General features: G+C 64.3%; 23 protein-coding genes. 8 read left to right on the forward strand and 15 right to left on the reverse strand.

All coding sequences use genetic code 11. From position 1 onward, the window contains the following. Positions 1 to 37: 37 nt before the first annotated feature. The 4 genes from M1E10_RS21595 to M1E10_RS21610 are packed head-to-tail and all read left to right on the forward strand — an operon-like array spanning position 38 to position 2,705. Positions 38 to 1,279 (forward strand): class I SAM-dependent methyltransferase, encoded by a 1,242-nt coding sequence (locus M1E10_RS21595; protein ID WP_499174829.1) that lies wholly within the window; start codon positions 38 to 40, stop codon positions 1,277 to 1,279. Between the two features lie 9 nt (positions 1,280 to 1,288). Beyond that, positions 1,289 to 2,344 (forward strand): DUF2332 domain-containing protein, encoded by a 1,056-nt coding sequence (locus M1E10_RS21600; protein WP_499174830.1) that lies wholly within the window; start codon positions 1,289 to 1,291, stop codon positions 2,342 to 2,344. Continuing rightward, positions 2,341 to 2,580, forward strand: coding sequence for a hypothetical protein (locus tag M1E10_RS21605; protein ID WP_499174831.1), 240 nt, complete (start codon positions 2,341 to 2,343; stop codon positions 2,578 to 2,580). Before M1E10_RS21600 ends, M1E10_RS21605 begins: the two co-directional genes overlap by 4 nt. Next, positions 2,580 to 2,705 carry a hypothetical protein gene (locus tag M1E10_RS21610; protein ID WP_499174832.1) on the forward strand — a complete coding sequence of 42 codons (126 nt, stop codon included), beginning with the start codon at positions 2,580 to 2,582 and terminating at the stop codon, positions 2,703 to 2,705. The genes M1E10_RS21605 and M1E10_RS21610 overlap by 1 nt, the downstream gene beginning before the upstream one ends. A 31-nt stretch (positions 2,706 to 2,736) precedes the next feature. Here the strand turns inward: M1E10_RS21610 and M1E10_RS21615 are convergent, their stop codons facing one another. From M1E10_RS21615 to M1E10_RS21635, 5 genes are all read right to left on the reverse strand, one after another. Continuing rightward, on the reverse strand, positions 2,737 to 3,285 hold the full coding sequence (locus M1E10_RS21615; protein ID WP_499174833.1) for a sarcosine oxidase subunit gamma: 549 nt from the start codon (positions 3,283 to 3,285) through the stop codon (positions 2,737 to 2,739). Then, positions 3,278 to 6,256 carry a sarcosine oxidase subunit alpha gene (locus M1E10_RS21620; protein WP_499174834.1) on the reverse strand — a complete coding sequence of 993 codons (2,979 nt, stop codon included), beginning with the start codon at positions 6,254 to 6,256 and terminating at the stop codon, positions 3,278 to 3,280. Before M1E10_RS21620 ends, M1E10_RS21615 begins: the two co-directional genes overlap by 8 nt. Beyond that, positions 6,253 to 6,594 (reverse strand): sarcosine oxidase subunit delta, encoded by a 342-nt coding sequence (locus tag M1E10_RS21625; protein ID WP_499177261.1) that lies wholly within the window; start codon positions 6,592 to 6,594, stop codon positions 6,253 to 6,255. Before M1E10_RS21625 ends, M1E10_RS21620 begins: the two co-directional genes overlap by 4 nt. 560 nt (positions 6,595 to 7,154) lie before the next feature. Then, on the reverse strand, positions 7,155 to 8,408 hold the full coding sequence (locus M1E10_RS21630) for a sarcosine oxidase subunit beta family protein (protein ID WP_499174835.1): 1,254 nt from the start codon (positions 8,406 to 8,408) through the stop codon (positions 7,155 to 7,157). Positions 8,409 to 8,557: 149 nt separating this feature from the next. After that, complete coding sequence (locus tag M1E10_RS21635; protein ID WP_499174836.1) at positions 8,558 to 9,532, reverse strand: zinc-binding dehydrogenase; 975 nt, start codon at positions 9,530 to 9,532, stop codon at positions 8,558 to 8,560. Between the two features lie 257 nt (positions 9,533 to 9,789). Here M1E10_RS21635 and rpsU point away from each other — a divergent pair, with 257 nt between their 5' ends. Together rpsU and M1E10_RS21645 are read left to right on the forward strand one after the other, a co-directional pair. Then, positions 9,790 to 10,032 carry a 30S ribosomal protein S21 gene (gene rpsU / locus M1E10_RS21640; protein WP_029616687.1) on the forward strand — a complete coding sequence of 81 codons (243 nt, stop codon included), beginning with the start codon at positions 9,790 to 9,792 and terminating at the stop codon, positions 10,030 to 10,032. A gap of 119 nt (positions 10,033 to 10,151) precedes the next feature. Continuing rightward, positions 10,152 to 11,036, forward strand: a complete 885-nt coding sequence (locus tag M1E10_RS21645) for a tetratricopeptide repeat protein (RefSeq protein WP_499174837.1) — start codon at positions 10,152 to 10,154, stop codon at positions 11,034 to 11,036. A gap of 62 nt (positions 11,037 to 11,098) precedes the next feature. Here the strand turns inward: M1E10_RS21645 and M1E10_RS21650 are convergent, their stop codons facing one another. The 9 genes from M1E10_RS21650 to M1E10_RS21690 all read right to left on the reverse strand — a co-directional run bounded on the left by M1E10_RS21650 (position 11,099) and on the right by M1E10_RS21690 (position 19,732). Next, positions 11,099 to 12,118 carry an LLM class flavin-dependent oxidoreductase gene (locus tag M1E10_RS21650; protein WP_499174838.1) on the reverse strand — a complete coding sequence of 340 codons (1,020 nt, stop codon included), beginning with the start codon at positions 12,116 to 12,118 and terminating at the stop codon, positions 11,099 to 11,101. Positions 12,119 to 12,257: 139 nt separating this feature from the next. Next, entirely contained in the window at positions 12,258 to 12,551 is a 294-nt protein-coding gene (locus tag M1E10_RS21655; RefSeq protein ID WP_499174839.1) for a type II toxin-antitoxin system RelE/ParE family toxin, read from the reverse strand. Further along, complete coding sequence (locus M1E10_RS21660) at positions 12,544 to 12,810, reverse strand: ribbon-helix-helix domain-containing protein (RefSeq protein WP_499174840.1); 267 nt, start codon at positions 12,808 to 12,810, stop codon at positions 12,544 to 12,546. Before M1E10_RS21660 ends, M1E10_RS21655 begins: the two co-directional genes overlap by 8 nt. Before the next feature lie 115 nt (positions 12,811 to 12,925). Further along, positions 12,926 to 14,326 carry an NAD(P)(+) transhydrogenase (Re/Si-specific) subunit beta gene (locus M1E10_RS21665; protein WP_499174841.1) on the reverse strand — a complete coding sequence of 467 codons (1,401 nt, stop codon included), beginning with the start codon at positions 14,324 to 14,326 and terminating at the stop codon, positions 12,926 to 12,928. 13 nt (positions 14,327 to 14,339) lie between these two features. After that, positions 14,340 to 14,750 (reverse strand): NAD(P) transhydrogenase subunit alpha part 2, encoded by a 411-nt coding sequence (locus tag M1E10_RS21670; protein WP_367570954.1) that lies wholly within the window; start codon positions 14,748 to 14,750, stop codon positions 14,340 to 14,342. Beyond that, positions 14,750 to 16,048, reverse strand: coding sequence for an NAD(P) transhydrogenase subunit alpha (locus M1E10_RS21675; RefSeq protein ID WP_499174842.1), 1,299 nt, complete (start codon positions 16,046 to 16,048; stop codon positions 14,750 to 14,752). Before M1E10_RS21675 ends, M1E10_RS21670 begins: the two co-directional genes overlap by 1 nt. A gap of 77 nt (positions 16,049 to 16,125) precedes the next feature. Then, positions 16,126 to 16,350 (reverse strand): aa3-type cytochrome c oxidase subunit IV, encoded by a 225-nt coding sequence (locus M1E10_RS21680; RefSeq protein WP_499174843.1) that lies wholly within the window; start codon positions 16,348 to 16,350, stop codon positions 16,126 to 16,128. A gap of 194 nt (positions 16,351 to 16,544) precedes the next feature. Continuing rightward, entirely contained in the window at positions 16,545 to 17,294 is a 750-nt protein-coding gene (locus M1E10_RS21685; protein ID WP_499174844.1) for an N-acyl amino acid synthase FeeM domain-containing protein, read from the reverse strand. A gap of 170 nt (positions 17,295 to 17,464) precedes the next feature. Continuing rightward, positions 17,465 to 19,732, reverse strand: a complete 2,268-nt coding sequence (locus M1E10_RS21690; RefSeq protein ID WP_499174845.1) for a putative bifunctional diguanylate cyclase/phosphodiesterase — start codon at positions 19,730 to 19,732, stop codon at positions 17,465 to 17,467. 400 nt (positions 19,733 to 20,132) lie between these two features. Between M1E10_RS21690 and M1E10_RS21695 the strand changes: the two genes are divergently transcribed. Both M1E10_RS21695 and M1E10_RS21700 read left to right on the forward strand, forming a co-directional pair. Then, on the forward strand, positions 20,133 to 20,693 hold the full coding sequence (locus M1E10_RS21695) for a TRAP transporter small permease subunit (RefSeq protein WP_499174846.1): 561 nt from the start codon (positions 20,133 to 20,135) through the stop codon (positions 20,691 to 20,693). A 2-nt stretch (positions 20,694 to 20,695) separates the two neighbouring features. Then, entirely contained in the window at positions 20,696 to 22,624 is a 1,929-nt protein-coding gene (locus M1E10_RS21700) for a TRAP transporter large permease (protein WP_499174847.1), read from the forward strand. 59 nt (positions 22,625 to 22,683) lie between these two features. On the opposite strand, the gene M1E10_RS21705 is transcribed toward M1E10_RS21700, so the two are convergent. Further along, positions 22,684 to 23,790: a TRAP transporter substrate-binding protein gene (locus tag M1E10_RS21705; protein ID WP_499174848.1), complete on the reverse strand. Its 1,107-nt coding sequence runs from the start codon at positions 23,788 to 23,790 to the stop codon at positions 22,684 to 22,686. Positions 23,791 to 23,861 lie beyond the last annotated feature (71 nt).

Genomic DNA, 23,861 nt, shown 5'->3' on the forward strand with positions numbered 1-23,861 from the left:
CGTCCCTATCGCCCGTAAACCGATAATGCGAGGTCCGATGTTTCCGCTTTCCCACATGATGAAGTCCTTCATCCGCAAAGGACAGCTTACCGTGATCGACGCCGATGGCAGGCGCCACGTCTTCGCCGGCACGCCCGGCCCGGAGGTGACGATGCGGCTGACGGACAAGCGGCTCTACCGGACGCTGGTGTTCAACCCGGAACTGGCCGCAGGCGAAGCCTATATGGACGGGACCATGCGCTTCGAGGAAGGCTCGACGCTGCGCGACTTCCTGACCCTCTTCTCCATCAACCGCCTCTCGCTCGGCTCCTATCCTCTGCAGAAGGCGATCCGGGCGGTGAAGATGCGCTTTCGCGCCCGCCAGCAGTCGAACCAGAAGGGCGAGGCGCAGCAGAACGTCGCCCACCACTATGATCTCGGCAACGCCTTCTACAGGCTCTTCCTCGACGACAACATGCTCTACTCCTGCGCCTACTTCCGCGAACCGACGGAGACGCTGGAACAGGCACAGCGCAACAAGCTGCGGCTGCTCGCCTCCAAGCTCTGCCTGAAGGAAGGCATGCGCGTCCTCGACATCGGCTGCGGCTGGGGCGATCTGGCCCTCTATCTGGCGAAGCTGGAAAACGTGCAGGTGACCGGCGTCACGCTGTCGCGGGAACAGCAGAAGCTGGCCTCCGAGCGGGCGCAGAAGGAAGGACTTGCGGATCGCGTCAAGTTCGAGCTGCGCGACTACCGCGACGTCGACGACCGCTTCGACCGCATCGTCTCGGTCGGCATGTTCGAGCATGTCGGTGTCCAGCACTACGACGAGTTCTTCTCGCACCTCAACGCCCTGATGCCGGACGACGGCATCGCCGTGCTGCACTCCATCGGCCACATGAGCCCGCCCGGCATGGCGAGCCCCTGGCTCCGGAAGTACATCTTTCCCGGCGCCTATTCGCCGGCGCTCTCCGAGGTCTTCGACAGCGTCGAGCGGAACAGCCTCTGGGTCTCCGACCTGGAATTCCTGCGCGTCCACTACGCGACGACGCTGGCCCACTGGGGCGAGCGCTTCGAGAACAACCGCGAGCAGGTGATCGCCCTCTACGACGACCGCTTTGCCCGCATGTGGGAATTCTACCTGATCAGTGCCGAGATGATGTTCCGCACCGGCAGCCAGCTCGTCTTCCACATGCAGCTCTCGCGCAGCCGCGACGCAGCCCCCATCACCCGCGACTACATCACCGACAGGCAGCGCGAGTACATCGAGCGGGAAAAAGCACTCGGCATCTCCCTCTGAGGATTACCCATGACCCGAGAAGAAGACAATGTCCGCGAGGCTTTCGAGCGGCAGGCCCGGTCCTGCGAGGCGCTCGGCTCGCCCTTCACCGCAAGGCTCTGCCGTCTGGCGGCGGCGCGCCTCGATGCGTCCGATCCGGTCGGCTCCGTGATGCTCGCATGGCCGGGGGACGCGACCTCCAGCGGCGATTCTCTCCCCTTGCGCTGGGCCGGCGCACTTCATGCTCTCGTTCTCTCCGACCGGGATGTGGATCTCATGGCGGCCTACCCGCCCCACGATGCAAGTGATGACGATCTGTGGGCCTCGGTCGTTGCCGCGATGGCGCGCCACGAGCACGTCATCCTCGAGCGCCTGAAATCGGCACCGCAGACGAACGAGATCCGCCGCTCCGCAGTCCTGCTTCCCGGCTTCCTGACGATCGCCGCAAGGTTCGGTCTGCCGCTCGACTTGGCTGAGATCGGCGCCAGCGCCGGCCTCAACCTGCAGTGGGACAAGTATCACTACAGCCTCGGCGGCATTCGATGGGGCGACCCGACCTCCTCCGTGCGTCTGGCACCCGACTGGCAGGGCCCGAACCCGCCGCTTGCCGGGATCCGCGTGCGCGACCGCCTTGGCTGCGATCTCAATCCGCTCGACCCGACGTCGCCGGAGGACCGGCTGCGGCTGATGTCCTATGTCTGGGCCGACCAGGCGGACCGTATGGAGCGTCTCACCGCAGCCCTGGCAATTGCCGCTCCCGCGCCGCCGCACGTGGAGCGCGCCGATGCCCTCTCCTGGCTGCCGCGGGTGCTGGCACGACCGGCCGAAGGTGCCGTTCGCGTCCTCTACCACTCGATCGCCTGGCAATATCTGCCGCCTGAGGATCAAGTAAAGGGCGAGGCCATCATCGCCGAAGCCGGCAGCCGCGCCACACCGGAGGCGCCGCTCGCCCGCCTGGCGATGGAGGCCGACGACAAGACCGACGGCGCCGCCATCACACTGCAGATCTGGCCGGGCGGCGAACGCCAGGATCTCGGCCGCGCCGATTTCCACGGCCGATGGGTGAAATGGAAAGGCTGGTCATGACCGATCTGACCATGGCCGAAGTGGAGCAGACGAAGCTGTTGGCGAATGCGCTCGACAGGGCATCAACGGCCTGCATCACGGTTGGGGTCGTCACACCGCTTGCCGGATATCTCTACGGCCTCACCAACTTCAACGAGATATCGCTTGGAAAAGCGGTGTTCTATCTCGCCTATTGGCTTCTGAGCGCGGGCCTATTACATTATCTGGCAAGACGAGGCCTGAGGAAATTAAGCTGATGGACTTCTGGACCTTTTTCAATGTGGTCATTCCCACCATCATCGTCGTCATGGGCTATGTAGCTCTGCGCCTGCACGAGTGGGATCTCGACCGCAAGCACAGGCACCGCCAGCCCGGCGAGTGACGCCACGGCCTGACACCAGGACAAACACGCTTTAAAGCTCCGCGTCCGTTGCCCCTTCCGAAAGCAGCCCGAACGCATACTCCGAAAACGACCGCCACACTTCCACCCGGAACGCCTCTTCGCCGGTCCTGAGCAGCACGATCTCGACCTTGCCGAAGATCGTGCGCGTGCAGGCGCCGACCGTAAACACTTTCGGCGAGAGGTCGAGCGGGCAGCCCGCGTTGATGGTCGCCGCTGCCCCCGGTCCCTCGACGAGGATCGCCGTGTTCCGGTGCGAGACATCCACCGCCGAGTGCAGCGCGCCGGATGCGACGCAGGCCGCCAGTAGCCCGCCCTGCCCCTCGTCGATCACCAGCCATTCGTCAGGACCCAGCCAGAGCGCCGTGCGGTCGCCCGCCGAGACGGAAGCCTTCGGCCGCACCGGCAGGTCAAGACCGAGTGCATTTGAGAGCGCTTGAATCTCGCCCGAAGCCACCCTGAGCGAAACCCGTTCGGCCGGCGCCGCAGGTGTCAGCCGTACAGAGGCGGAGCCGCCATGGACACCGCCGAGCGGCGTGGTTCGGATTGCCACATCAGCCATGGATCCGGCCTCCTTCCTTGTCGAAGAACATGGGTTCGGTCACCTCGACCGCGATCGTCCTGTCTTGCATCGGCACGTAGAGCGTCTGGCCGACACGCGCCCGTCCGCCGGCGACCAGCGCCATGGCGATCGAGCGGCCGCAGTTCTCCGACCAGTAGGCGGAGGTGACGTGGCCGAGCATGGTCATCGGCTTCGGCTGGTTCGGGTCGGCAACGATCTGCGCGCCCTCCTCCAGCACGTCGCTCGGCCGGTTGGTCAAGAGCCCGACCAGTTGCTTGCGGCCGTCGCGCATCAGATCGGGGCGCTTCAGCCCGCGAATGCCGACAAAGTCCGTCTTCTTCTTCGAGACCGCCCAGCCGAGACCGGCGTCATCCGGCGTCACCGTACCGTCGGTGTCCTGCCCGACGATGATGTAGCCCTTTTCGGCGCGCAGCACATGCATGCTCTCCGTGCCGTAGAGGCAGCCGCCCAGCGCCTCCGTCCGCTCCCGGATCGCCGTCCAGACGGCCGCGCCGTAATCGGCAGGCACATTGACTTCGAAGCCGAGTTCGCCGGTGAACGACATCCGGAACAGCCGTGCGGGCACGCCCATCACGCTGCACTCGGCAACGCTCATGTGCGGGAAGGCCTCAGGTGAGAGATCCAGCCCCTCGACGAGTGGCGCGATGATTTCGCGTGCCTTCGGTCCCTGCACCGCGATCACCGCCCACTGCTCGGTGGTCGAGGTCAGCCAGACCTTCAGCTCGGGGAACTCCGTCTGCAGGTAGTCTTCCATGTGGTGCAGCACGCGCGGTGCACCGCCGGTCGTCGTCGTGACGTGGAATCGATCTTCCGCCAGCCGCCCGACGACGCCATCGTCATAGACGAAGCCGTCTTCGCGGGTCATGATCCCGTAGCGGCTCTTGCCCGGCTTCAGCGTGTCCCACGCATTCGTATAGAGAAGGTTCAGGAACTGTGCCGCGTCCGGCCCGACCACCTCGATCTTGCCGAGCGTCGAGGCATCGAACACCCCCGCCACCTCGCGCACCGTGCGGCACTCGCGGTTGACCGCCGCCGCCATGTCCTCGCCGCGTCGCGGGAAATACCAGGCGCGCTTCCAGTTGCCGACATCCTCGAACGCGGCACCGGCTGCCGCCTGCAGCGCATGCATCGGCGTATGCCGCGCCGGATCAAACAGCTCGCCGCGCGAATGGGCGACCAGCGTGCCGTAGGTCACCGGCGTATAGGGCGCCCGGAAGGTGGTGAGCCCCACCTTCGGCAGCGGCCGGTCGAGCATTTCCGCGGCGATCGCCAGCCCGTGCATGTTGGAGAGCTTGCCCTGGTCCGACGCCATGCCGTTCGTGGTAAAGCGCTTGATGTGCTCGATCGAATGCATGCCCTCGCGCACCGCCAGACGGATGTCCTTGGCGGTCACGTCGTGCTGGAAATCCACGAAGGCCTTGACGGTGGTGTCCGCACCGGCGCCTTCGGCCGCGCCGATCATGCCGCCGGTCCAGGCAAACCTGCTTTCGCCGCCGATGGCCACATTGCCGCCGCCCGCCGCAGCCGCCTCGTTAATCAGGTCGGCGATCTCGTCCGTGCCGTTGCAGGCACCGACGGAGATGCAGTCCTGCGCATAGATGTCCGGCAGGAAGCGCTGGTTGGCTTCGTCGTAGCGCAGCTTGCCGCGCGACTGCGAAAAGAGGTGCACGGACGGCGTCCAGCCGGCCGAGACGATCAGCGCGTCGACGGTGATCTTGCGGCTGTCCGTGCTGCCGATGGGGGCGACCTTCATCGAGGAGATCCGCAGTCGGCCCGAAGTGTCGATCACCGAATGTCCGGTCAGCACCTCGATCCCGAGCCGCCTGGCTTCCGCCAGCACCGCTTCGCCGGGTGTCGCCCGACAATCGACGATGGCGGCGATGGCGACGCCCGCCCGTTTCAGGTCGAAGGCCGCTTCATAGGCGCTGTCATGCGCCGTATAGACGCCGACAGTACGGCCGACGGTCACGCCGTGGTGGTTGAGGAAGGTGCGCGCCGCCGAGGCCAGCATGATGCCCGGCCGGTCGTTGTTGGCAAACACCATATGCCGCTCGATGGCGCCGGTGGCGAGCACGACCCGCTTGGCGCGCACCTGCCACAGCCGTTCGCGCGGCAGGTCGCGACCGGGCCGCGCCAGATGATCCGTCACCCGTTCCGCCAGCCCAAGGAAGCCGTGATTGTAGTAGCCGAAGACGGTGGTGCGGGTGAGGATGCGCACATTCGGCATGGCGGCGAGCTTCGCCGCCGTCGCCTGCGCCCAGTCATAGCCGTTCTGGCCGTCGATGCTGGTGGATGCATCGAAATGCAGCGCGCCGCCGACCTCAGGCTGCTCGTCGACAAGGATCACCTCGGCGCCGGTCGCGGCTGCCGACAATGCCGCCGTCAGTCCGGCAACGCCGGCGCCGGCAATCAGCACGTCGCAATGGGCGAACTGGTTGGCGTAATGGTCGGGATCCTCTTCCTTCGGCGCCACGCCCAGACCCGCAGCCCTGCGGATGATCGGCTCGTAGAGCTTCGACCAGGCCTCGCGGGGCCACATGAAGGTCTTGTAGTAAAAGCCCGCCGCAAAGAAGGGCGACAGCAGGTTGTTGACGGCGCCGACATCGAAGGCGAGCGACGGCCAGCGGTTCTGCGAGGCGATCTTCGCGCCGTCGAAGACCTCCTGCACGGTGGCGCGCACGTTCGGCTGGCGGCGGGCACTGTCGCGCGAGACGTCAAGCAGCGCATTCGGCTCCTCCGGCCCGGCCGACAGGATGCCGCGCGGCCGGTGATACTTGAACGACCGGCCGACGAGATGCACGCCATGCGCCAGCAGCGCGGAGGCGACCGTATCGCCTTCCATCGCCGTGAAGCTCTTGCCGTCGAAGGTGAAGCGCGCCGTGCGCGCCGGCGTCAGCCGACCGGCGCCCTTGATGCGGAAGGCGCCGAGGTTGCTGGGAGAACCGCTCATCGCGCGTCCCCTTCCGTCTGCTCATAGGTCTCGATGGTCTGCTCGGTCGCCCCGGTCTCCGGCACCGGCTGTCTGGGAAGCCCTGCCTTGTAGGTCATCAGGAACCGGTCGCTGACGGTATCGCGCGCCGCATTGAAGAAGCGCCCGCAGCCATGGATATGGCGCCAGCGCTCATAGGTGACGCCCTTGTCGTTGTCGCGCAGGAAGAAATAGTCGGCGAAGGCCTCGTCGGTGATCTCGGCAATATTGTCCGGCCTGGCAATGTGCGCCTCGCCGGCCCAGCGGAACTCCAGCTCCGACCGGTCGTCTTCGCAATAGGGGCAGTGGATCAGCAGCATGCCGGGCTCCGCGAGGTTGAGACGGATGATGGCGCGCAAGGCAAGCGCCGAACAATCTCCCCCCTTGTGGGGGAGATGTCACCGAAGGTGACAGAGGGGGGTCGCGACGCTGCGGCGAATGCGGAAGCAGGAGAAGTTGCTGGGAGCTTCACCCCCCTCTGCCCTGCCGGGCATCTCCCCCTGATGGGGGGAGATCGATCTGCCGCGCGGCCTTGCGTCACATCCGAGCGATCGTCTTGGCGATAGGGGCGATGGATCAGCAGCATGCCCGCCTCCACGAGGTTGAGACGGATGGAAGCGCGCAAGGCAAGCGCCGAACAATCTCCCCCCTTGTGGGGGAGATGTCACCGAAGGTGACAGAGGGGGGGCGCGACGCTGCGGCAAATGCGGAAGCAGGAGAAACTGCCGGGAGCTTCACCCCCCTCTGCCCTGCCGGGCATCTCCCCCACAAGGGGGGAGATCGATGTGCCGCTCGGCCTTCCGTCACATGTGACCGCTCGAAAATCTGGATAAGAGTCCAACGTGAGCGCTGAGCGAGACTATCCATCATCTCACCCCCCTCAATGCGCAACCGCGGCAGCCGCCGCTTCGTCGATCAACCGCCCGGTGCGGAACCGGTCGAGGGTGAGGCCGGACGCCAGCCGGTGCGGCTCGCCCTTGGCGATCAGATGCGCAAAGAGATCCGCCGAGCCCGGTGTCGCCTTGAAGCCGCCGGTGCCCCAGCCGCAGTTGACGAAGAGGTTTTGGACCGGCGTCACGCTCTGAATCGCCGAGCGGTCCGGCGTATTGTCGGTGATGCCGCCCCACTGGCGCATCATCTTCACCCGCCGGAACATCGGGAAGAGTTCGCAGATGGAGTCGAGCGTATGGGTGATGATCTGCAGCCCGCCGGTCTGGCTGTAGGAGTTGTACTGGTCGGTGCCGGCGCCGATCACCAGCTCGCCCTTGTCGGACTGCGAGATATAGGCATGCACCGTGTTCGACATCACGACGCAGGGGAAGATGGGTTTGAGCGGCTCCGAGACCAGCGCCTGCAGCGGGTTCGATGCCAGCGGCACGCGAACGCCCGCCATCTGCATCACCACCGAGGAGTGCCCGGCCGCCGAAACGCCGATCTTCTTGGCGCCGATGAAGCCGCGGTTGGTCTCGACGCCGGTCACCTCGCCGTTCGCCCCGCGGCGGATGCCGGTGACCTCGGTGTTCTGGATGATGTGGACGCCGCGGTCGGACGCCGCGCGCGCATAGCCCCAGGCGACCGCGTCGTGGCGGGCCGTGCCGCCGCGCCGCTGCAGGGCGGCACCGTTGATGGCATAGCGGGCGGTCTTGGAGATATCGAGCGGCGGGCAATAGGCCTTCGCCTGCTCCGGCGTCAGCCACTCGTTGTCGATCCCGTAGAGCCGGTTGGCGTTGATGTGGCGCTTGAAGCTCTGCTGGTCGTGGGTGTTGTGCGACAGCATCATCACGCCGCGCGGCGAATACATGACGTTGTAGTTGAGATCCTGGCTCAAGCCCTCCCAGAGCTTCAGCGAGTGCTCGTAGATGTCCATGCTCTCTTCGTAGAGATAGTTGGAGCGGATGATCGTCGTGTTGCGCCCGGTGTTGCCGCCGCCGATCCAGCCCTTTTCGAGGACGGCGACATTGGTGATGCCGTGCTCCTTGGCAAGGTAGTAGGCGGCCCCCAGCCCGTGCCCGCCACCGCCGATGATGATGACGTCATAGCTCGACCGCGGCTCTGGCGATGTCCATTGCGGTTGCCAGCCCTTGTGGCCCCGAAGCGCCTCGCGGGCCACGGCGAAGACCGAATATTTGCGCATGTCGCCTTCATCTCCCTCGAAGATCGGAGGTCTGTTAGAGACATACCCATCGCAAATCAACTTGGCCCGCAATGGCTGTTTTGCGACGCCACGACAATTTGTTTCGACACGCCCCGTCGCCGCAAGCAGCGGGGCGTGTCTTGCCTGTCCTATGCCCTGAGCAGGATCTTGCCCTTTCGGGCGGATTGCGCGGCAGCGGCAACCGCCTGCTTGACGTCGGCAAGCGCGAAGACCTCCGAGACCGTCAGCTTGATCTCGCCCGCCATCACGCCCTGGATGATCTCGGAAATCAGCGCCATCAGCTTCTCCGGCCCAAGCGTCGGCGCGATCTTCGACAGCCAGAAGCCCTTCACCACCGCCTCCTTGAAGATCAGGTCGCTGGCGGAAAGCTCCAGAGGCCGTCCCGACATCAGGCCGAAGGACACCAGCAGCCCCTTGTCGCCCAGCAGCGACAAGAGCTCGCCGGCCGAAGACCCTCCCACGCCGTCGATTGCGGCCCCGATGCGTGCGCCGCCGGTCAGGGATGCGATCTTCTCCCGCCAGCCGTCCGAGGATGTGGAGACGGCGTTGTCGATGCCGAGCGCCTGGAGCTCGGAGACCGCCTCCTCCCGCCGGACAAGGTTGATGACGTTGATACCGCGCGGCTTGGCAAAGAGCGCCAAGGCCTTGCCGACGGCACCATTGGCGGCATTCTGGACGATCCAGCCGCCGCGCTCCACTCCGGCAAAGTCGAGAAGGACCAGCGCGCTGAGCGGCATCGAAATGAGCTGCGCACCTGCCTCGTCCGAAATTCCATCCGGCAGCGGAACGGCCATGGCCGCGGAGGCGAGATAATACTCCGCCCATGTTCCGGCCCCCGAGACCGCGACGCGCTGGCCGACCTTCAGGTGGGTGACGCCGTCGCCGAGCGCATCGACCACGCCCATGGCTTCCGTTCCCGCCGCTGCCGGCAATTCCGGCTTGTAGCCGTAGTCGCCGCTGACCGTCAGCAGGTCGTGATTGTGGATCGAGGCCATCACCATCTTCACCCGGATCTGCCCGGCTGCGGGCACGGGCAGATCCGCCTCGCGGACCTCCAGCACCTCTGCCGGATCGCCAAATCGGGAATGGGCTGCTCTGATCATCGGGATCTCCTTTTTCTGACAACGCGACCGCAGAGGCCGCCATGTTCGTGATCCCGATATAGTGTCTCTCATGTGCCTTGAAAGGCGGGGCGTCGGCCTGCAAGATTTTAGAGGCCAGAACCCCTATGCCATATGGACTTGCGGCCTTCTTTCTGATATCTGCCTGAGTCAATCGCTCGGCTGCGCGCCTTGCGAAATTTTTCTTTCGCCCGGAATTCAGTCCCGGCGAGCAACAAACCGAAGGAACGGGATTTCACGTGCAGGTACTTGTCCGCGACAACAACGTTGATCAGGCTCTCCGCGCTCTCAAGAAGAAGATGCAGCGTGAAGGCATCTTCCGGGAAATGAAGATGCGCGATTACTACGAAAAGCCTTCCGAAAAGCGTGCTCGCGAAAAGGCCGAGGCCGTTCGTCGCGTTCGCAAGCTGGCCCGCAAGCGCATGCAGCGCGAAGGCCTGATCGCTGCTCCGGCCCGTCCGGCACCGAGCGCGAGCCGTTAATCGGCCGTTTTTTCGACGTTATTTGAGTGCTTATGGGGCGGGGGCGACTTGGTCGTCGCCGTCCTTACTTTTTCCGGATAGACCTGTCCGCTTCGCCCAAACTCGAGGAACCGCGCCTGATGGCCTTCAAGACTGCTGCTGCTTCTTCCGCAACATTCGGCATTTCGGCTCTCACCGCGGCGATCCGTAGCAGGACCACTTTCTCGGCCCTGGCACTGGCGTCGACGGTGCTCCTCGCCAGCTGCTCCACGACGTCCCAGACGACCGACCTGATCACCGTCGATCGCGCCCAGGGATCGGAGCAGAACATCGCCTCGCTGACCTCCGTCATCGCCAGCAATCCGCAGGACCCTGAGGGCTACAACGTTCGTGGCTCCGCCTACGGCCGCGCCGGCGAATTCCGCCGTGCGCTCGACGACTTCAACCAGGCGATCCAGCTGAACCCGCAGTTCTACCAGGCCTATGCGAACCGCGCCCTCGTCTACCGCAACATGGGCAAGCCGGTCGAAGCCGCCAGCGACTACAACCGCTCGCTGCAGATCAATTCCAACTACGACGTCGCCTATATCGGCCGCGGCAACATCTACCGCCAGGCCGGTCGCAACGACGAAGCCTTCAACGACTTCAACCGCGCCATCGAGCTCGACACCACCGATGGCCGCGCCTACCACAACCGCGGCCTGATCTACCAGCTGCGCGGCCAGCACGCGCAGGCGATCGAGGATTTCTCCAAGGCGATCTCGCTGTCGTCGACGGCCGCCGAACCCTACAACGGCCGCGCCGTCTCCTATCTGGCGCTCGGCGACGACGAGAACGCCTTCGCCGACATCAACCATGCGATCGAGCTGAACGACAAGCTGGCCGAATCCTGGACCAATCAGGGCCTCGTGTACGAGCGCCGCGGCGACACCCAGCGCGCCGCCCGCTCCTATTCGCATGCGGTCGGCCTCGACCCGAACTACCAGCCGGCCAAGGACGGCCTTTCGCGCACCCGCGGAAGCTGAGAGGCGTCCGGCCTCTCAGCTTGACGCTCCTGGCACTCGACCTGCTGCGCGGTTGAAACGCCTCAGCGCCAGCCGAGAGCTGGCGCCACATGCGTGAGGATCGCCTCGATCACATGGGCGTTGTAGTCGACGCCCAGTTGGTTCGGCACGGTCAGAAGCAGCGTATCGGCCTCCGCCACCGCCTCGTCCTGCCGCAACTCCTCGATCAGCACCTCCGGCTCCGCCGCATAGGACCGGCCGAAGATGGCGCGCGTGCTGGCGTCGAGATAGCCGATCGAATCCTGATCCTTGCTGCGGCCGAAATAGGTGCGGTCCATGTCGTTGACGATGGCGAAGATCGACCGCGACACCGAGACGCGCGGCGCGCGGGCATGGCCGGCCTCCCTCCAGGCGTCGCGATAGGCGCGGATCTGCTTGGCCTGCTGGATGTGGAAGGCTTCGCCCGTCTCGTCGTCCTTCAGCGTCGACGATTGCAGGTTCATCCCAAGCTTTGCCGCCCAGACGGCCGTCGCGTTCGAGCCGGCGCCCCACCAGATCCGGTCCCGCAGGCCTTCGGAAAAGGGCTCCAGCCGCAGCATGCCGGGCGGGTTCGGGAACATCGGCCGCGGGTTGGGCTTGGCAAAACCCTCGCCCTTCAGCACGTCTAGAAACACCTCCGCATGGCGGCGACCCATGTCGGCATCGCTCTGGCCGTCCTGCGGCTCATAGCCGAAATAGCGCCAGCCATCGATCACCTGCTCCGGCGAGCCGCGGCTGATGCCGAGCTGCAGCCGTCCCCCTGAAATCAGGTCGGCGGCGCCGGCGTCTTCGGCAATGTAGAGCGGGTTCTCGTAGCGCATGTCGATGACGCCCGTGCCGATCTCGATCTTGCTCGTCTTCGCACCGACCGCGGCGAGCAGCGGGAACGGCGAGGCGAGCTGGCGGGCGAAATGGTGGACGCGGAAATAGGCGCCATCGGCCCCCAGTTCTTCCGCCGCGACGGCAAGATCGATCGACTGCAGCAGCGCGTCACCGGCCGAGCGCGTGCCCGACTGCGGCGACGGCGACCAGTGGCCGAACGAGAGGAAACCGATGTTCTTCATGGGGTGCTCCTTGCGGGGACGCGGGAATGTCTGTCCCCGTATATGGCACGCCGCACTGTCGCCCGTCAGGGGCTGGGGTGAGACGGATCGTTCACGGATGCTGAACGGCGCCGAAAATCTCCTGCTGTTCGCTCCCCGCTCAAAGAGATTTCAGGCGCTGGACAACGCGGCTGTGGATGATCGCAAGGATGAGGATACCGAAGCTTGTCTCTTCATAAAGGATCACATGGCTGTGGTGCTCATGTCGACGCACCTGCTCCCCGAGCGTCGGCGCCAGACGCCCCATTCGCGGGTTGTCGGCCAATAGCTGAAAGCAGGAGTTCAGTCCGTCGCCGTAATGTTCAGCCTGACTTACGCCGAAAACTTCCAGTCCATAGATAAAGATATCCAGCAGGTCCCTGTCAGCCTGCTGCGTCAGCCTGAATTCAGGCACGACCGGCCTTCCGCTGCGAGGCGATGGACTTCGCTTCGTCCAGGATCTCCGCGACGGTGCGTGAACTCACGCCGCTGCCGCGGGAGGCAGCCAGAAGATCGCGCAGTTCATCGACCGAAAGCTCTTCTCCGCGCCGAACCCGTTCCTGAACCACGAGCTCGCTCAGATACTCATCCGCACTGGCGTAGCGGCCGCTGCGAACCTGTTCATCGATCCAGTCTTTGGCCGCGTCTGGAAGTGATATCGTCAAGCTTGCCATGCTGACCTCCGTTAATGGCAGTGTTGCACGATCCCGCCAGACAGAAAAGCCCGGCACAGCCGGGCTTTCCGCTACTCGCTGCTCGCATTCGCTGTTGCTACTCGCCGGCGATCAATCAGTGCTTCATCGCCTTGACGATGTCGTCGGTCATCTTCTTGGCGTCGCCGAGCAGCATCATCGTGCCGTCCTTGTAGAACAGCGTGTTGTCGATGCCGGCGTAGCCGGAGCCGAGCGAGCGCTTGACGAAGAGGCAGGTACGGGCCTTGTCGACGTCGAGGATCGGCATGCCGTAGATCGGCGAGGACTTGTCGTCGCGCGCCGCCGGGTTGGTCACGTCGTTGGCACCGATGACATAGGCGACATCCGCCTGCGCGAACTCCCCATTGATGTCTTCCAGCTCGAAGACTTCGTCATAGGGGACATTGGCTTCGGCCAGCAGCACGTTCATGTGGCCCGGCATGCGGCCTGCCACCGGATGGATTGCGTACTTCACCTCGACGCCATGTTCCTTCAGCGCGTCGGCAAGTTCCCGCAGCGCGTGCTGTGCCTGGGCGACCGCCATGCCGTACCCCGGCACGATGATCACCTTCTGGGCGTTCTGCATCAGGAAGGCGGCGTCTTCGGCCGATCCCTGCTTCACCGACCGCTGCACCCCGTCGTCGGCACCGGCGGCTGCCGCCTCGCCGCCGAAGCCGCCGAGGATGACCGAGACGAAGGAGCGGTTCATCCCCTTGCACATGATGTAGGAGAGGATCGCCCCGGACGAGCCGACCAGCGCGCCGGTGATGATCAGCGCCAGATTGCCGAGCGTGAAGCCGATGCCGGCGGCTGCCCAGCCGGAATAGGAGTTCAGCATCGAGACGACCACCGGCATGTCGGCGCCGCCGATCGGCACGATCAGCAGCACGCCGAGCGCCAGCGCCAGCACCACGATCAGCCAGAACTGCGCGTGGCTTTCAGTCTGCGTCAGGCCGATCATGAAGACGACGATCGCGACGAGCAGGCCGATGTTGATCCAGTGCCGGTAGGGCAGCATGATCGGCTTGCCGGACATCCGTCCGTCGAGCTTCAGGTAGGCGATGATCGATCCGGTGAATGTGATCGCGCCGATCGCGGCACCGAGCGCCATCTCGATGAGCGCCTGGCCGTGGATCTCGCCGATGGCGCCGATGCCGAAGGAAACCGGATCGTAGAGTGCGGCGGCCGCCACCATGACGGCGGCAAGCCCGACCAGCGAATGGAAGCCGGCGACCAGCTGCGGCATGGCCGTCATCGGGATGGTGCGGGCGATATAGGCGCCGGCACCGCCGCCGATGGCGAGCGCCACCACGATCAAGACGAGGCCGCCGAAGCTCGGGGTGGCGAGCAGCAGGGTCGTGCCGATGGCAATCCCCATGCCGACCATGCCGTAGACATTGCCCTGGCGGCTGGTGGTCGGATGGGAGAGGCCGCGCAGCGCCATGATGAAGAGGACGCCGGAGACGAGGTAGAGGAAGGCTGCGAGGTTCTGTGACATGTTCCCAGGACCCTCAGCGTTCTTTTTTCTTGTACATGGCAAGCATCCGGCTGGTGACCAGGAAGCCGCCGAAGATGTTGACCGAGACGAGCACCAGCGCCACGAAGCCGAAGCCCGTGGCATAGCCGCTGGCGGAAATGCCGACCGCCAGCAGTGCGCCGACGACGATGACCGAGGAGATCGCGTTGGTGACCGCCATCAGCGGCGTATGGAGCGCCGGCGTCACCGACCAGACGACGTAGTAGCCGACGAAGATCGACAGCACGAAGATCGCCAGCCGGAAGACGAAGGGATCGATGGCGCCGCCGGAGACGCCATGCGCCGCCATGGCCACGGCATCCGGCGCCTGCTCGGCTGCAACCCGAACGGACTGCACCGCCTGATCGAGCTGCTCCAGCGCGGAATTCATCAGGTCGCTCGCCATCACAGCTCCTCCTTCTTGTCCGTTCCAGCCTTCGCCGGTGCCTTGCGTGTCCGCTTCGGCTTGCCGGCGTCGTCCGCAGGCATCGCTGGGCCCGTCAAAGGGTCCTGCGAGGGCTCGGCTGCAGCAGGTTCCGCCGCCGCTGCGGCAGGAGCGCCATCAACCACAAGCACTGCCGCGGCAAAATTGGGATGCACCACCTTGCCGCCGTGGGTCAGCATGGTCGCCTTGACCAGTTCGTCCTCGGGATTGATCGAAAACGTCTTCGTCTCCTTGTCGACCATGGTCTCCAGGAAGGCAAAAAGGTTCTTGGCGTAGAGCGCAGACGCCGATGCCGCGACGCGGCCGGGCACGTTGTCGTAGCCGATCACCGTGACGCCCTCGACCGTGGCAACGGAGCCCCTGATCGACCCCTCGATATTGCCGCCGCGCTCGACGGCGAGATCGACGGCAACGGAGCCGGGCTTCATGGCGGCGAGCATGGCGCGCGTCACGAGGCGCGGCGCCGGCCGGCCGGGAATGAGCGCCGTGGTGATGACGATGTCCTGCTTGGCAATATGCTCGGCAACCAGCGCCGCCTGCTTTGCCTGATACTCGCCCGACATCTGCTTGGCATAGCCGCCGGCGGTCTCGGCAGCCTTGAATTCCTCGTCCTCGACGGCGATGAACTTGGCGCCGAGGGAGGCGACCTGCTCCTTGGCGGCGGGGCGCACGTCCGTGGCGGTTACGACGGCGCCGAGGCGGCGCGCCGTGGCGATCGCCTGCAGGCCGGCAACGCCGGCGCCCATGACGAAGACCTTGGCGGCAGGCACGGTGCCGGCCGCCGTCATCATCATCGGCATGGCGCGGCCGTATTCATGCGCGGCATCGATGACGGCGCGGTAGCCGGCAAGATTGGCCTGCGACGACAGGACGTCCATTGACTGTGCGCGGGTGATGCGCGGCATCAGTTCCATGGCAAACGTGGTGAGACCGGCGCTCGCCATGGCGGCAAGCGCCGCCTCGTTGCCATAGGGGTCCATGCTGGCAAACACTGCCGCGCCCGATTTGTAGCGGGAAATCTCTTGCGAGCCCGGACGGTTCACCTTCAGCACGATGTCCGCCGATGCGGCATCGGCAAGAGTGCCGATGCGCGCGCCCGCTGTTTCGTAGTCGCTGTCGAGAATGCCCGATCCTGCACCGGCGCCCGCTTCCACGACGAGGGCAAAGCCCAGGCCGGTCAGACGCTTTACGGTGTCGGCGGATGCCGCGACCCGCCGCTCTGCTTCCCCCTCCCGGGGAATAAAGATCATCTTCGCCAAAATACGCCCCTCTCAGTCTCAACCCGTGGACCCGACCGTATCGCGTCCACCCTCCCCGACCTCAGCTGGCGCAGAAATCAGCGAAGCAGGTAGAAGCCGGCAGCGTTGAGGACGATGAAGATGATCAGGGCGCCGAAGAAACCGGCGCCGCCGAAGAAGCCGGCGGCCATGGCGATCATCAGCACGACGAGGTGCATCGTGACCCACTTGGAAATGACGAGGAACCTCTCGTAGGTTCTCTCATGTTCCACATAATCCATCTGGGCGCCCGTTTCGATCGGCCCGGTGCTGTGGTTGTCCATCTGTCGTCTCCCTTGCGCAGGCCGCACATGCGCCGATCAAGCGCAGCAACGGCCCTCGAAAACCTGATCTCACCCGTCCCGAACCGCGTCAAGCGGCCGGTCGGACCCTACTTCAGGCCTTACACAAAGCCACCTCGAAGCGCAATGGCACCTTATGGCGCAGGCGGCCTCTCGAGTTGCCGCCAGTCGGACTTTCAACCCGTGCGCACAAGCTGGCGGGAGCTTGCCTGAGCAGACCTCGCCGTCGGCAGGATCGTCAGCGGCGGCATGCCGCTCGGCGGCGAGCGATCGAACATCATGCGGCGCTCGTAGGGCTGCGAGTCGAAGAAGGGGTAACGCTGCATGAGCTTCGGGCGCACCTCCCGTGGGCGCGACGCAAGCAGCGTCAGCTCGAACCCATAGGTGTCGGTCATCGTCGGCGGCACGATGGTATCGGCCTGGAAGACCCGCCGGTAGAAGGCGGCATGCGCTGGACGGATATGCTGCAGCACCCGATCCGCATCGAAATAGATCGCCGCCATGATGCTTGGACGAAGTGTAAGGTAGGAGATCGAGGGCAGTTCGCCGACGACATCCGGATCGGCGGCGAAACGGGCAGGGTCAATCAGCGACATGCCTGCATCGAGAAATGCGTTCACCGCATCCGGGAAGATGCCGCTCGACTGGCAGACCCTGTGGTCGGGCGTGACGTGATGGACGCGCAGCGTGCTGATCAACTCCTCGTAGTAGTAGATACCGAAGACGTAGGCCTGCGAATCGAAGTCCACCGCCTCGAGCATGTTGACGGCTGACACCGGAAGCACATCCCGCGCCTTGTAGGCTTTGAATCGAAGCCGGGCGATGGCCTCGAAATCCTCCTGATCCTCGATCCGCCGGTACTCGATGTGATCCAGCACGTTTAAAAGTTTCTGGCTGAAGCTGCCCTCAGAAAGGACCTGGTCCATGACAACGCAATACTCCTGACATTTACGGGGAGTTAACGCTGATTATGAAAAGCTCCGCAACATCTGCGGTAAAAGTTACCGAAATAGTAACAAACGTGGTTAATGGCGCGGCCGTGGGTGAGCTCGCCGAACGAAGCTGTGCTTCTGAACGCGTCCAGCGGCGACGGCGCCTAGGCGCTTCCCGCGGCCTCACCTCCGGCGTCCCGCTCGGCCAGGAGATGCCAGAGAGCCTCGTTCGTGACTGGCTGGGAAAACACATAACCCTGGACGAGGTCGGCGAGCCTATGCTTGTTGATGAGGGCGAGCTGCTGCTTCGTCTCGACGCCCTCGATCACGATCCTCAATCCCAGTTCGCGGGTCAGCTGCACGATGCCCCGGAGCAGCTTCAAGCGTTTCGGCTGGCTGGCGATATCGCGCACGAAGGCGCGGTCGATCTTCACCACGTCGAGCGGCAGGGAGTCCAGATAACTGAGGCTGGAGAAGCCTGTCCCGAAATCGTCGATCGCGATCGTCAATCCCATCGTCCGCAACTGCTCCAGGATGGCGCAGACCGCCGCAGGCTCATCCATGAAGAAGCTTTCCGTCACCTCGACATGCAGGCGCTTCGCGGGAAGCCCGTAGCGGCGAAGCGCGTCGGAAACCCAGCTGACGACTTCGTCGCTGCGCAAGTCGTTGACGGATAGATTGACGGACACCGCAACAGTGCTCGGCCAGCCGGCACATTCCCGGCAAGCACGGTCGATAACGTAACGGGTGATTTCCGAGACCAGTCCCATGTCTTCGGCCAATGGCACGAAAATGTTGGGAGCGATCGCGCCCTTGTCCGGATGGTTCCAGCGCACCAGCGCCTCGCAGCATTCGATCACCGAGCCGTCGGGCCGGAACATCGGCTGATAGACGACCTGCAGTCCCTTGTCGCGGAGTACCTGTCGCAGATCGGCGCGCAGTTTCTGCCCTTCGAGATAGACGGCATCCATCTCCGGCAGGAAGGAGCTCAGCCGGCCGTTCCCCGACAGCTTCGCATCGTTGAGCGCGAGGTCAGCCTTGATCTGCCAACGCTCCATGTCGAACTCCTGCGCCGGATCGATCAGGTAGCCGCCACTGACGCAGACAAGCAGGCTGTGATCACCGATGGAATAGGTCCCTTGAACGGCAGCGTGAAACTCGTGGATACGGCTGTAGGGATCGACATCTGCAGCCCCACTGACCAGAACGGCGAAGCGATCACCGATCATGCGGGCGACGACGGAATCATCGCCTGCTTCAGCCATCAGCCGATCGGCGATCGCCTGCAGCAATCCATCGCCGATCCGGTGACCGCGAACATCGTTGACGTGCCGGAAGCCCTCGACGTCGAGCAGGAGCAGGCCCGCCTGGCTGACGGAGCCCTCCAGGTGATCCTGGCAGAGCTCGGTGAAGTAATGGAGGTTGGGCAGGTTCGTCAGCCCGTCATACCGCGCCATGAGCCTTATTCGCTCGTCGGCCATGATGCGCGACGTGACGTCTTCGAAGACCAGGACCAGGCCGCCGTCGGACCGGCGGCTCACGGTGAAATCGAGATAGGAGGCGTCCGGAAGCTGTACGACAGCCTGCACCTGGTCGCTGCCGGTCAGCTTGTCGAGAGCGGTCCTGATCTTGTTGAACGAGGGGCCCAGGCTTTGCTGCAGCAGGGGCAAGAACGCCTTCCCCTCGATCTGCTCACCGGCTTCGAGTCGCAGCAGGTCCGGTGCGCGCCGGTTGAAAACCTGAATAGCGCCCGCTTCATCCACCATGATCAGGCCGTGCGAGATCGTCTTCAACGCCGTGTCGAACCGGTCGACGATGCGTGCAAGGTCTCGCGACGCCAAAACGTTCTTGTAGAGGAACTCGCGCACGCCGTTTGCCATCGACCGCGTCGTCAGGCCGTAGGGTATCAGCAACAGAGACATCAGGATGAGGTGTACCTGGCGTGTGAACAGGCAGGCGACGATGATCGGCACGCAGCAGCCCAGCGTCTGCAGAGTGACCGCCAGCTGGGAGCCGTAGTTGCGACCGACGATGGAGACCATCGAAGCCATCGTCACGGCAATGCACATGAATGCGGCGAAGGTATCGCGCAGCACCATCACGGCATAGCCGCTGGCAATGCCCAGCAGCAGTGCCGTTGCGGCAGCGCCGTAGACGTAGCTCACTTCCCAGGCAGCAATATCTTTGAAGGACAGCTCACTCTTGTCCAGCTGGTCGAAGCGCCGGAACCAGAAGAGCCTGTAGACGAAGACGGAGGCAAAGACCGCCGCCAACCAGAGATAGAAGTTTGCGCCGGAATAGCCGTACACGAGAAAGCACGACAGGATATGGACGACCATCCCTGTGAAAAGCGTTCCACGATTTCCAAACAGCGAGCTGACGAACGACAGATAGACATCTGTCGGCAGCCCGCTCGCCTCGCGCGCCATCATTGCTTCGACCCTTGATTCTGCGCCACCCTTCGCCGGACCTCTTAAAATTCAGTGATGACCCGAATCTTTCACCCTTCAGACTATAGGGGTTTTTCACGCTTTGCTTAACAACTGCCAAACAACCCACCCGAAAAACAACTGGCGGAAATTGAGCAGGGAATGAAGCGCGCCCTCGCGAAGCGGGGCTCGTCAGCTCGCCCTGTACCCGCGAGGACAACAGACCATCGGGTAAAAGGCCGCAGCGCCTGCAAATCAAGTACATTCTCCGCATGGACCGATTGATTTTTACCACGCTAGCCAATAGAGGTCGCCAACCAAGAACCGATGTGGCGCCCTCTCACAGACCCTGATCCTTGTGGGCGGCAGGAGCGCCGCAGGTTTCTGCAGGAGGGGACCAAGAATGGCTGTGCTGCTCGCGCTGAGTCGCGTGATTGATGCCGTGACCACGGCAATTGGAAAATCCGTCTCATGGCTGCTTCTGGCGGCCGTTCTCATCAGCACCGGCAACGCGATCCTGCGCAAGACGCTGGACATGTCGTCCAACGCCTGGCTCGAGGTGCAGTGGTATCTGTTCGGCACCGTCTTCATGCTGGCTGCCGCCTATACGCTGCTGAAGAACGAGCATGTGCGCATCGACATCCTCTCCTCCATGTGGACCAAGCGGACGCGCGACATCATCGACGTCGTCCTGCACACCATCTTTCTCATCCCGTTCGCAGCGCTGATGGCCTATCTCGCCTGGCCGTGGTTCTGGCTGTCATTCAACTCCGGCGAGATTTCGTCCAACGCCGGCGGCCTGACCATCTGGCCCGCCAAGCTGGTCGTGCTGCTGGGCTTCAGCCTGCTGCTGCTGCAGGCCGTCTCCGAGATCATCAAGCGCATTGCCGTCATCACCGGACGCATCGCCGATCCGCGTGAAGACACCGTCGGCGAAATGCCGCCGGCTGCGACGGAGGTATGAGCGTGATCGATTTCATTGCCCACAATCTGCCGCTGGTGATGTTCTCCAGCGTCATGCTGATGCTGCTGCTTGGCTATCCGGTTGCCTTCACGCTCGCCGCCGGCGGCCTGCTGTATTTCGTCATCGGCGTCGAGCTCTCGGCCATCTCGCCCGAGATCAGGCTCTTCTGGCCGCTGTTGCAATCCCATCCGGAGCGCATCTACGGCATCATGTACAACGATACGCTTCTGGCCATCCCCTTCTTCACCTTCATGGGGATCATCCTGGAGCGGTCGCGCATGGCCGAGGACCTGCTCGACACGATCGGCCAGTTGTTCGGTCCGATCCGCGGCGGCCTTGCCTATGCCGTCATCCTCGTCGGCGCGCTGCTGGGCGCCACCACTGGGGTCGTTGCCGCATCGGTCATGGCCATGGGCCTGATCTCGCTGCCGATCATGATGCGCTACGGCTACCAGCGGCCGCTGGTCGCCGGCACCATCGCCGCCTCCGGCACGCTGGCCCAGATCGTGCCGCCCTCGCTCGTGCTCATCGTCATGGCCGACCAGCTCGGCCGCTCCGTCGGCGACATGTATGTCGGCGCCCTCTACCCGGCCCTTCTGATCGTGGCGGTCTACTGCCTCTACATCTTCGCGATCTCGATGGTGAAGCCGCACTGGGCGCCGGCGCTTCCGATGGAAGCCCGCACGCTCGGCAATGGCGTGACGTCGCTCGGCGTCATGCTGCTCCTGTCGATCGCCCTCTACTATCTCGGCATGCACGTGCTGTTTGCGGGCATCGGCAGCCCGGAATGGCAGCTGGTCACTTCCATGGCGTTTGCGGTGGGAACCGCCTATGTCGTCGCGCTGATCAACAGCCGGATCGAGAAGAAGATCATCTCGAGGCTCGCAGAACAGGTCATCGTCGTCCTGGTGCCGCCGCTGGCGCTGATCTTCCTCGTGCTCGGCACGATCTTCCTCGGCATCGCCACGCCGACGGAAGGGGGCGCCATGGGTGCGACGGGCGCCCTGCTCCTCGCCCTGGCCAAGCGCCGCCTGAGCTTCGGCATCGTCAAGAACGCGCTGGACGCCACCACGAAGCTCTCAGCCTTCGTGATGATGATCCTGATCGGCGCCCGCGTCTTCGGCCTCACCTTCTACGGCATCAACGGCAACGTCTGGATCGAGGAACTGCTGCTGGCGCTTCCGGGCGGGGACTACGGCTTCCTGATCGTTGTCACGATCATCGTCTTCATCCTCGGCTGCTTCCTCGATTTCTTCGAGATCGCCTTCATCATGGTGCCGCTCCTGGCGCCGGTGGCCGAAGCCCATGGCATCGACCTCGTCTGGTTCGGGATCATCCTCAGCATCAACCTGCAGACCTCGTTCCTGACGCCGCCCTTCGGCTTCTCGCTGTTCTTCCTACGCTCCATCGCGCCCGCCTCGCCGTGGCTCGACAAGGTGACCAACAAGACGATGCCGGCGATGAAGACGACCGACATCTACAAGGGCGTCTTCCCCTATATCGTCATCCAGTTCGCGATGATCCTGGTGGTCATCTTCTTCCCCGGCCTGGTGATGCACTACAAGACCGATACGCCGACCGTCGATCCGGGCGAGATCCGCATCGACATCCCCGGCTTCGGCGGGCAGAGCGATACCATGCCGAACTTCGGCCTGCCGCCGATCGGCGGCCAGACCGGCTCCGGCGGGAGTGGCAGTGCCGCGCCCCCGGCAGCCCCGCCGGCCTTCGGCCTGCCGCCGCTCAACTTCGGCGGTGAGCAGCCTGCGGCCACCGGCCAACAGGCGCCCGCCGCCCCGGCCGCTCCGCCCGCCTTCGGGCTGCCGCCACTGAACCTCGGCGGCGATCCTCCGGCGCCAGCTGGCAGCCAGCCGCCCGCGCCCGCACAGCCGGCGGCACCGGACCTCAGCCAGCCGCCCCCGATGAACCCATGACGGAAAAGGCCCGGATCTTGCGATCCGGGCCTTTTTCTGGTCGGCAGGGACGGGAACGGTCAGAGCTTGCCGTTGCGCTGCTGGATCATCATGAAGGTGTCGAATGTGTATTCCGACAGCTGCATCCAGAGATAGCCTTCGCGCTTGAAGGCGACCTGGTCTTCGTAGATCCGCTTGAACCACTCGTTCGAGCCAGAGATCTCGGCGTAGACCTCCTGGGCCGCGTTGAAGCAGGCCTCGAGGATCTCCTGGCTGAACGGACGCAGGATCGTGCCGTCGGCAACGAGCTGCTTGACCGCACCCGGGTTCTTCATGTCGTACTTCGCCATCATGTTGGTGTTGGCGTAGGCGCAGGCATCGATGAGGGCCGCCTGGTAGCTCTTCGGGAGGCTGTTGAACTTCTCCAGGTTGGCGAAGGCGTGGATGACCGGGCCGCCTTCCCAGAAGGCCGGATAGTAGTAGTACTTGGCGACCTTGTAGAAGCCGAGCTTCTGGTCGTCGTAGGGACCGACCCATTCGGCGGCATCGATCGTGCCTTTTTCGAGAGACGCATAGATGTCACCGCCGGCGATCTGCTGCGGCACCACACCGAGCTTCTCGACCACCTTGCCGGCAAGACCCGCGATGCGCATCTTGACGCCCTTGAAGTCTTCGACGGTGTTGATCTCCTTGCGGAACCAGCCGCCCATCTGGGCGCCGGTGTTGCCGGCGATCATGCCGTAGAGATTGTGGGTCGCGTAGAACTCGTTGAGCAGCGTGTTGCCGTTGCCCTGGTAGAACCAGGAGTTGGTCAACCGCGCATTGAGGCCGAAGGGGATTGCGGTTCCGATGGCGAAGGTGGGATCCTTGCCGACGTAGTAATAGGAGCAGGTGTGGCACATTTCGACCGTGCCGGCGCTGACGGCGTCCGCCGCCTGCAGGCCGGGCACGATTTCGCCCGCTGCGAAGGTCTGGATGGTGAAATTGCCGCCGGTGGCTTCCGACACGCGGGCAGCGATGTCTTCGGCGCCGCCGTAAATGGTGTCGAGCGACTTCGGGAACGAAGACGTCAGACGCCAGGTGATCTTGGGGTTTTCCTGCGCGATGGCAGGGGCCGCAAGCGCGGTGGCCGCGGCAGCGCCCGCCCCCGTTGCTGCAGCTTTCTTGAAGAATGAACGACGATCCATGAATAACCTCCCGTGAAGACAAACCGCGGGACAGCTTTTCTCCCCTTCCCCCGGCATCACCCGAAGTAACC

This window comes from Rhizobium sp. PK7-22, assembly GCF_056530405.1.

What these genes read in the sequence shown, in the direction of transcription:
- M1E10_RS21595 (WP_499174829.1), top strand. Translation starts at nt 38, where the DNA reads ATGTTTCCGCTTTCCCACATGATGAAGTCCTTCATCCGCAAAGGACAG.
- M1E10_RS21600 (WP_499174830.1), top strand. Translation starts at nt 1,289, where the DNA reads ATGACCCGAGAAGAAGACAATGTCCGCGAGGCTTTCGAGCGGCAGGCC.
- M1E10_RS21605 (WP_499174831.1), top strand. Translation starts at nt 2,341, where the DNA reads ATGACCGATCTGACCATGGCCGAAGTGGAGCAGACGAAGCTGTTGGCG.
- M1E10_RS21610 (WP_499174832.1), top strand. Translation starts at nt 2,580, where the DNA reads ATGGACTTCTGGACCTTTTTCAATGTGGTCATTCCCACCATCATCGTC.
- M1E10_RS21615 (WP_499174833.1), bottom strand. Translation starts at nt 3,285, where the DNA reads ATGGCTGATGTGGCAATCCGAACCACGCCGCTCGGCGGTGTCCATGGC.
- M1E10_RS21620 (WP_499174834.1), bottom strand. Translation starts at nt 6,256, where the DNA reads ATGAGCGGTTCTCCCAGCAACCTCGGCGCCTTCCGCATCAAGGGCGCC.
- M1E10_RS21625 (WP_499177261.1), bottom strand. Translation starts at nt 6,594, where the DNA reads ATGCTGCTGATCCACTGCCCCTATTGCGAAGACGACCGGTCGGAGCTG.
- M1E10_RS21630 (WP_499174835.1), bottom strand. Translation starts at nt 8,408, where the DNA reads ATGCGCAAATATTCGGTCTTCGCCGTGGCCCGCGAGGCGCTTCGGGGC.
- M1E10_RS21635 (WP_499174836.1), bottom strand. Translation starts at nt 9,532, where the DNA reads ATGATCAGAGCAGCCCATTCCCGATTTGGCGATCCGGCAGAGGTGCTG.
- M1E10_RS21645 (WP_499174837.1), top strand. Translation starts at nt 10,152, where the DNA reads ATGGCCTTCAAGACTGCTGCTGCTTCTTCCGCAACATTCGGCATTTCG.
- M1E10_RS21650 (WP_499174838.1), bottom strand. Translation starts at nt 12,118, where the DNA reads ATGAAGAACATCGGTTTCCTCTCGTTCGGCCACTGGTCGCCGTCGCCG.
- M1E10_RS21660 (WP_499174840.1), bottom strand. Translation starts at nt 12,810, where the DNA reads ATGGCAAGCTTGACGATATCACTTCCAGACGCGGCCAAAGACTGGATC.
- M1E10_RS21665 (WP_499174841.1), bottom strand. Translation starts at nt 14,326, where the DNA reads ATGTCACAGAACCTCGCAGCCTTCCTCTACCTCGTCTCCGGCGTCCTC.
- M1E10_RS21670 (WP_367570954.1), bottom strand. Translation starts at nt 14,750, where the DNA reads ATGGCGAGCGACCTGATGAATTCCGCGCTGGAGCAGCTCGATCAGGCG.
- M1E10_RS21680 (WP_499174843.1), bottom strand. Translation starts at nt 16,350, where the DNA reads ATGGACAACCACAGCACCGGGCCGATCGAAACGGGCGCCCAGATGGAT.
- M1E10_RS21685 (WP_499174844.1), bottom strand. Translation starts at nt 17,294, where the DNA reads ATGGACCAGGTCCTTTCTGAGGGCAGCTTCAGCCAGAAACTTTTAAAC.
- M1E10_RS21690 (WP_499174845.1), bottom strand. Translation starts at nt 19,732, where the DNA reads ATGATGGCGCGCGAGGCGAGCGGGCTGCCGACAGATGTCTATCTGTCG.
- M1E10_RS21695 (WP_499174846.1), top strand. Translation starts at nt 20,133, where the DNA reads ATGGCTGTGCTGCTCGCGCTGAGTCGCGTGATTGATGCCGTGACCACG.
- M1E10_RS21705 (WP_499174848.1), bottom strand. Translation starts at nt 23,790, where the DNA reads ATGGATCGTCGTTCATTCTTCAAGAAAGCTGCAGCAACGGGGGCGGGC.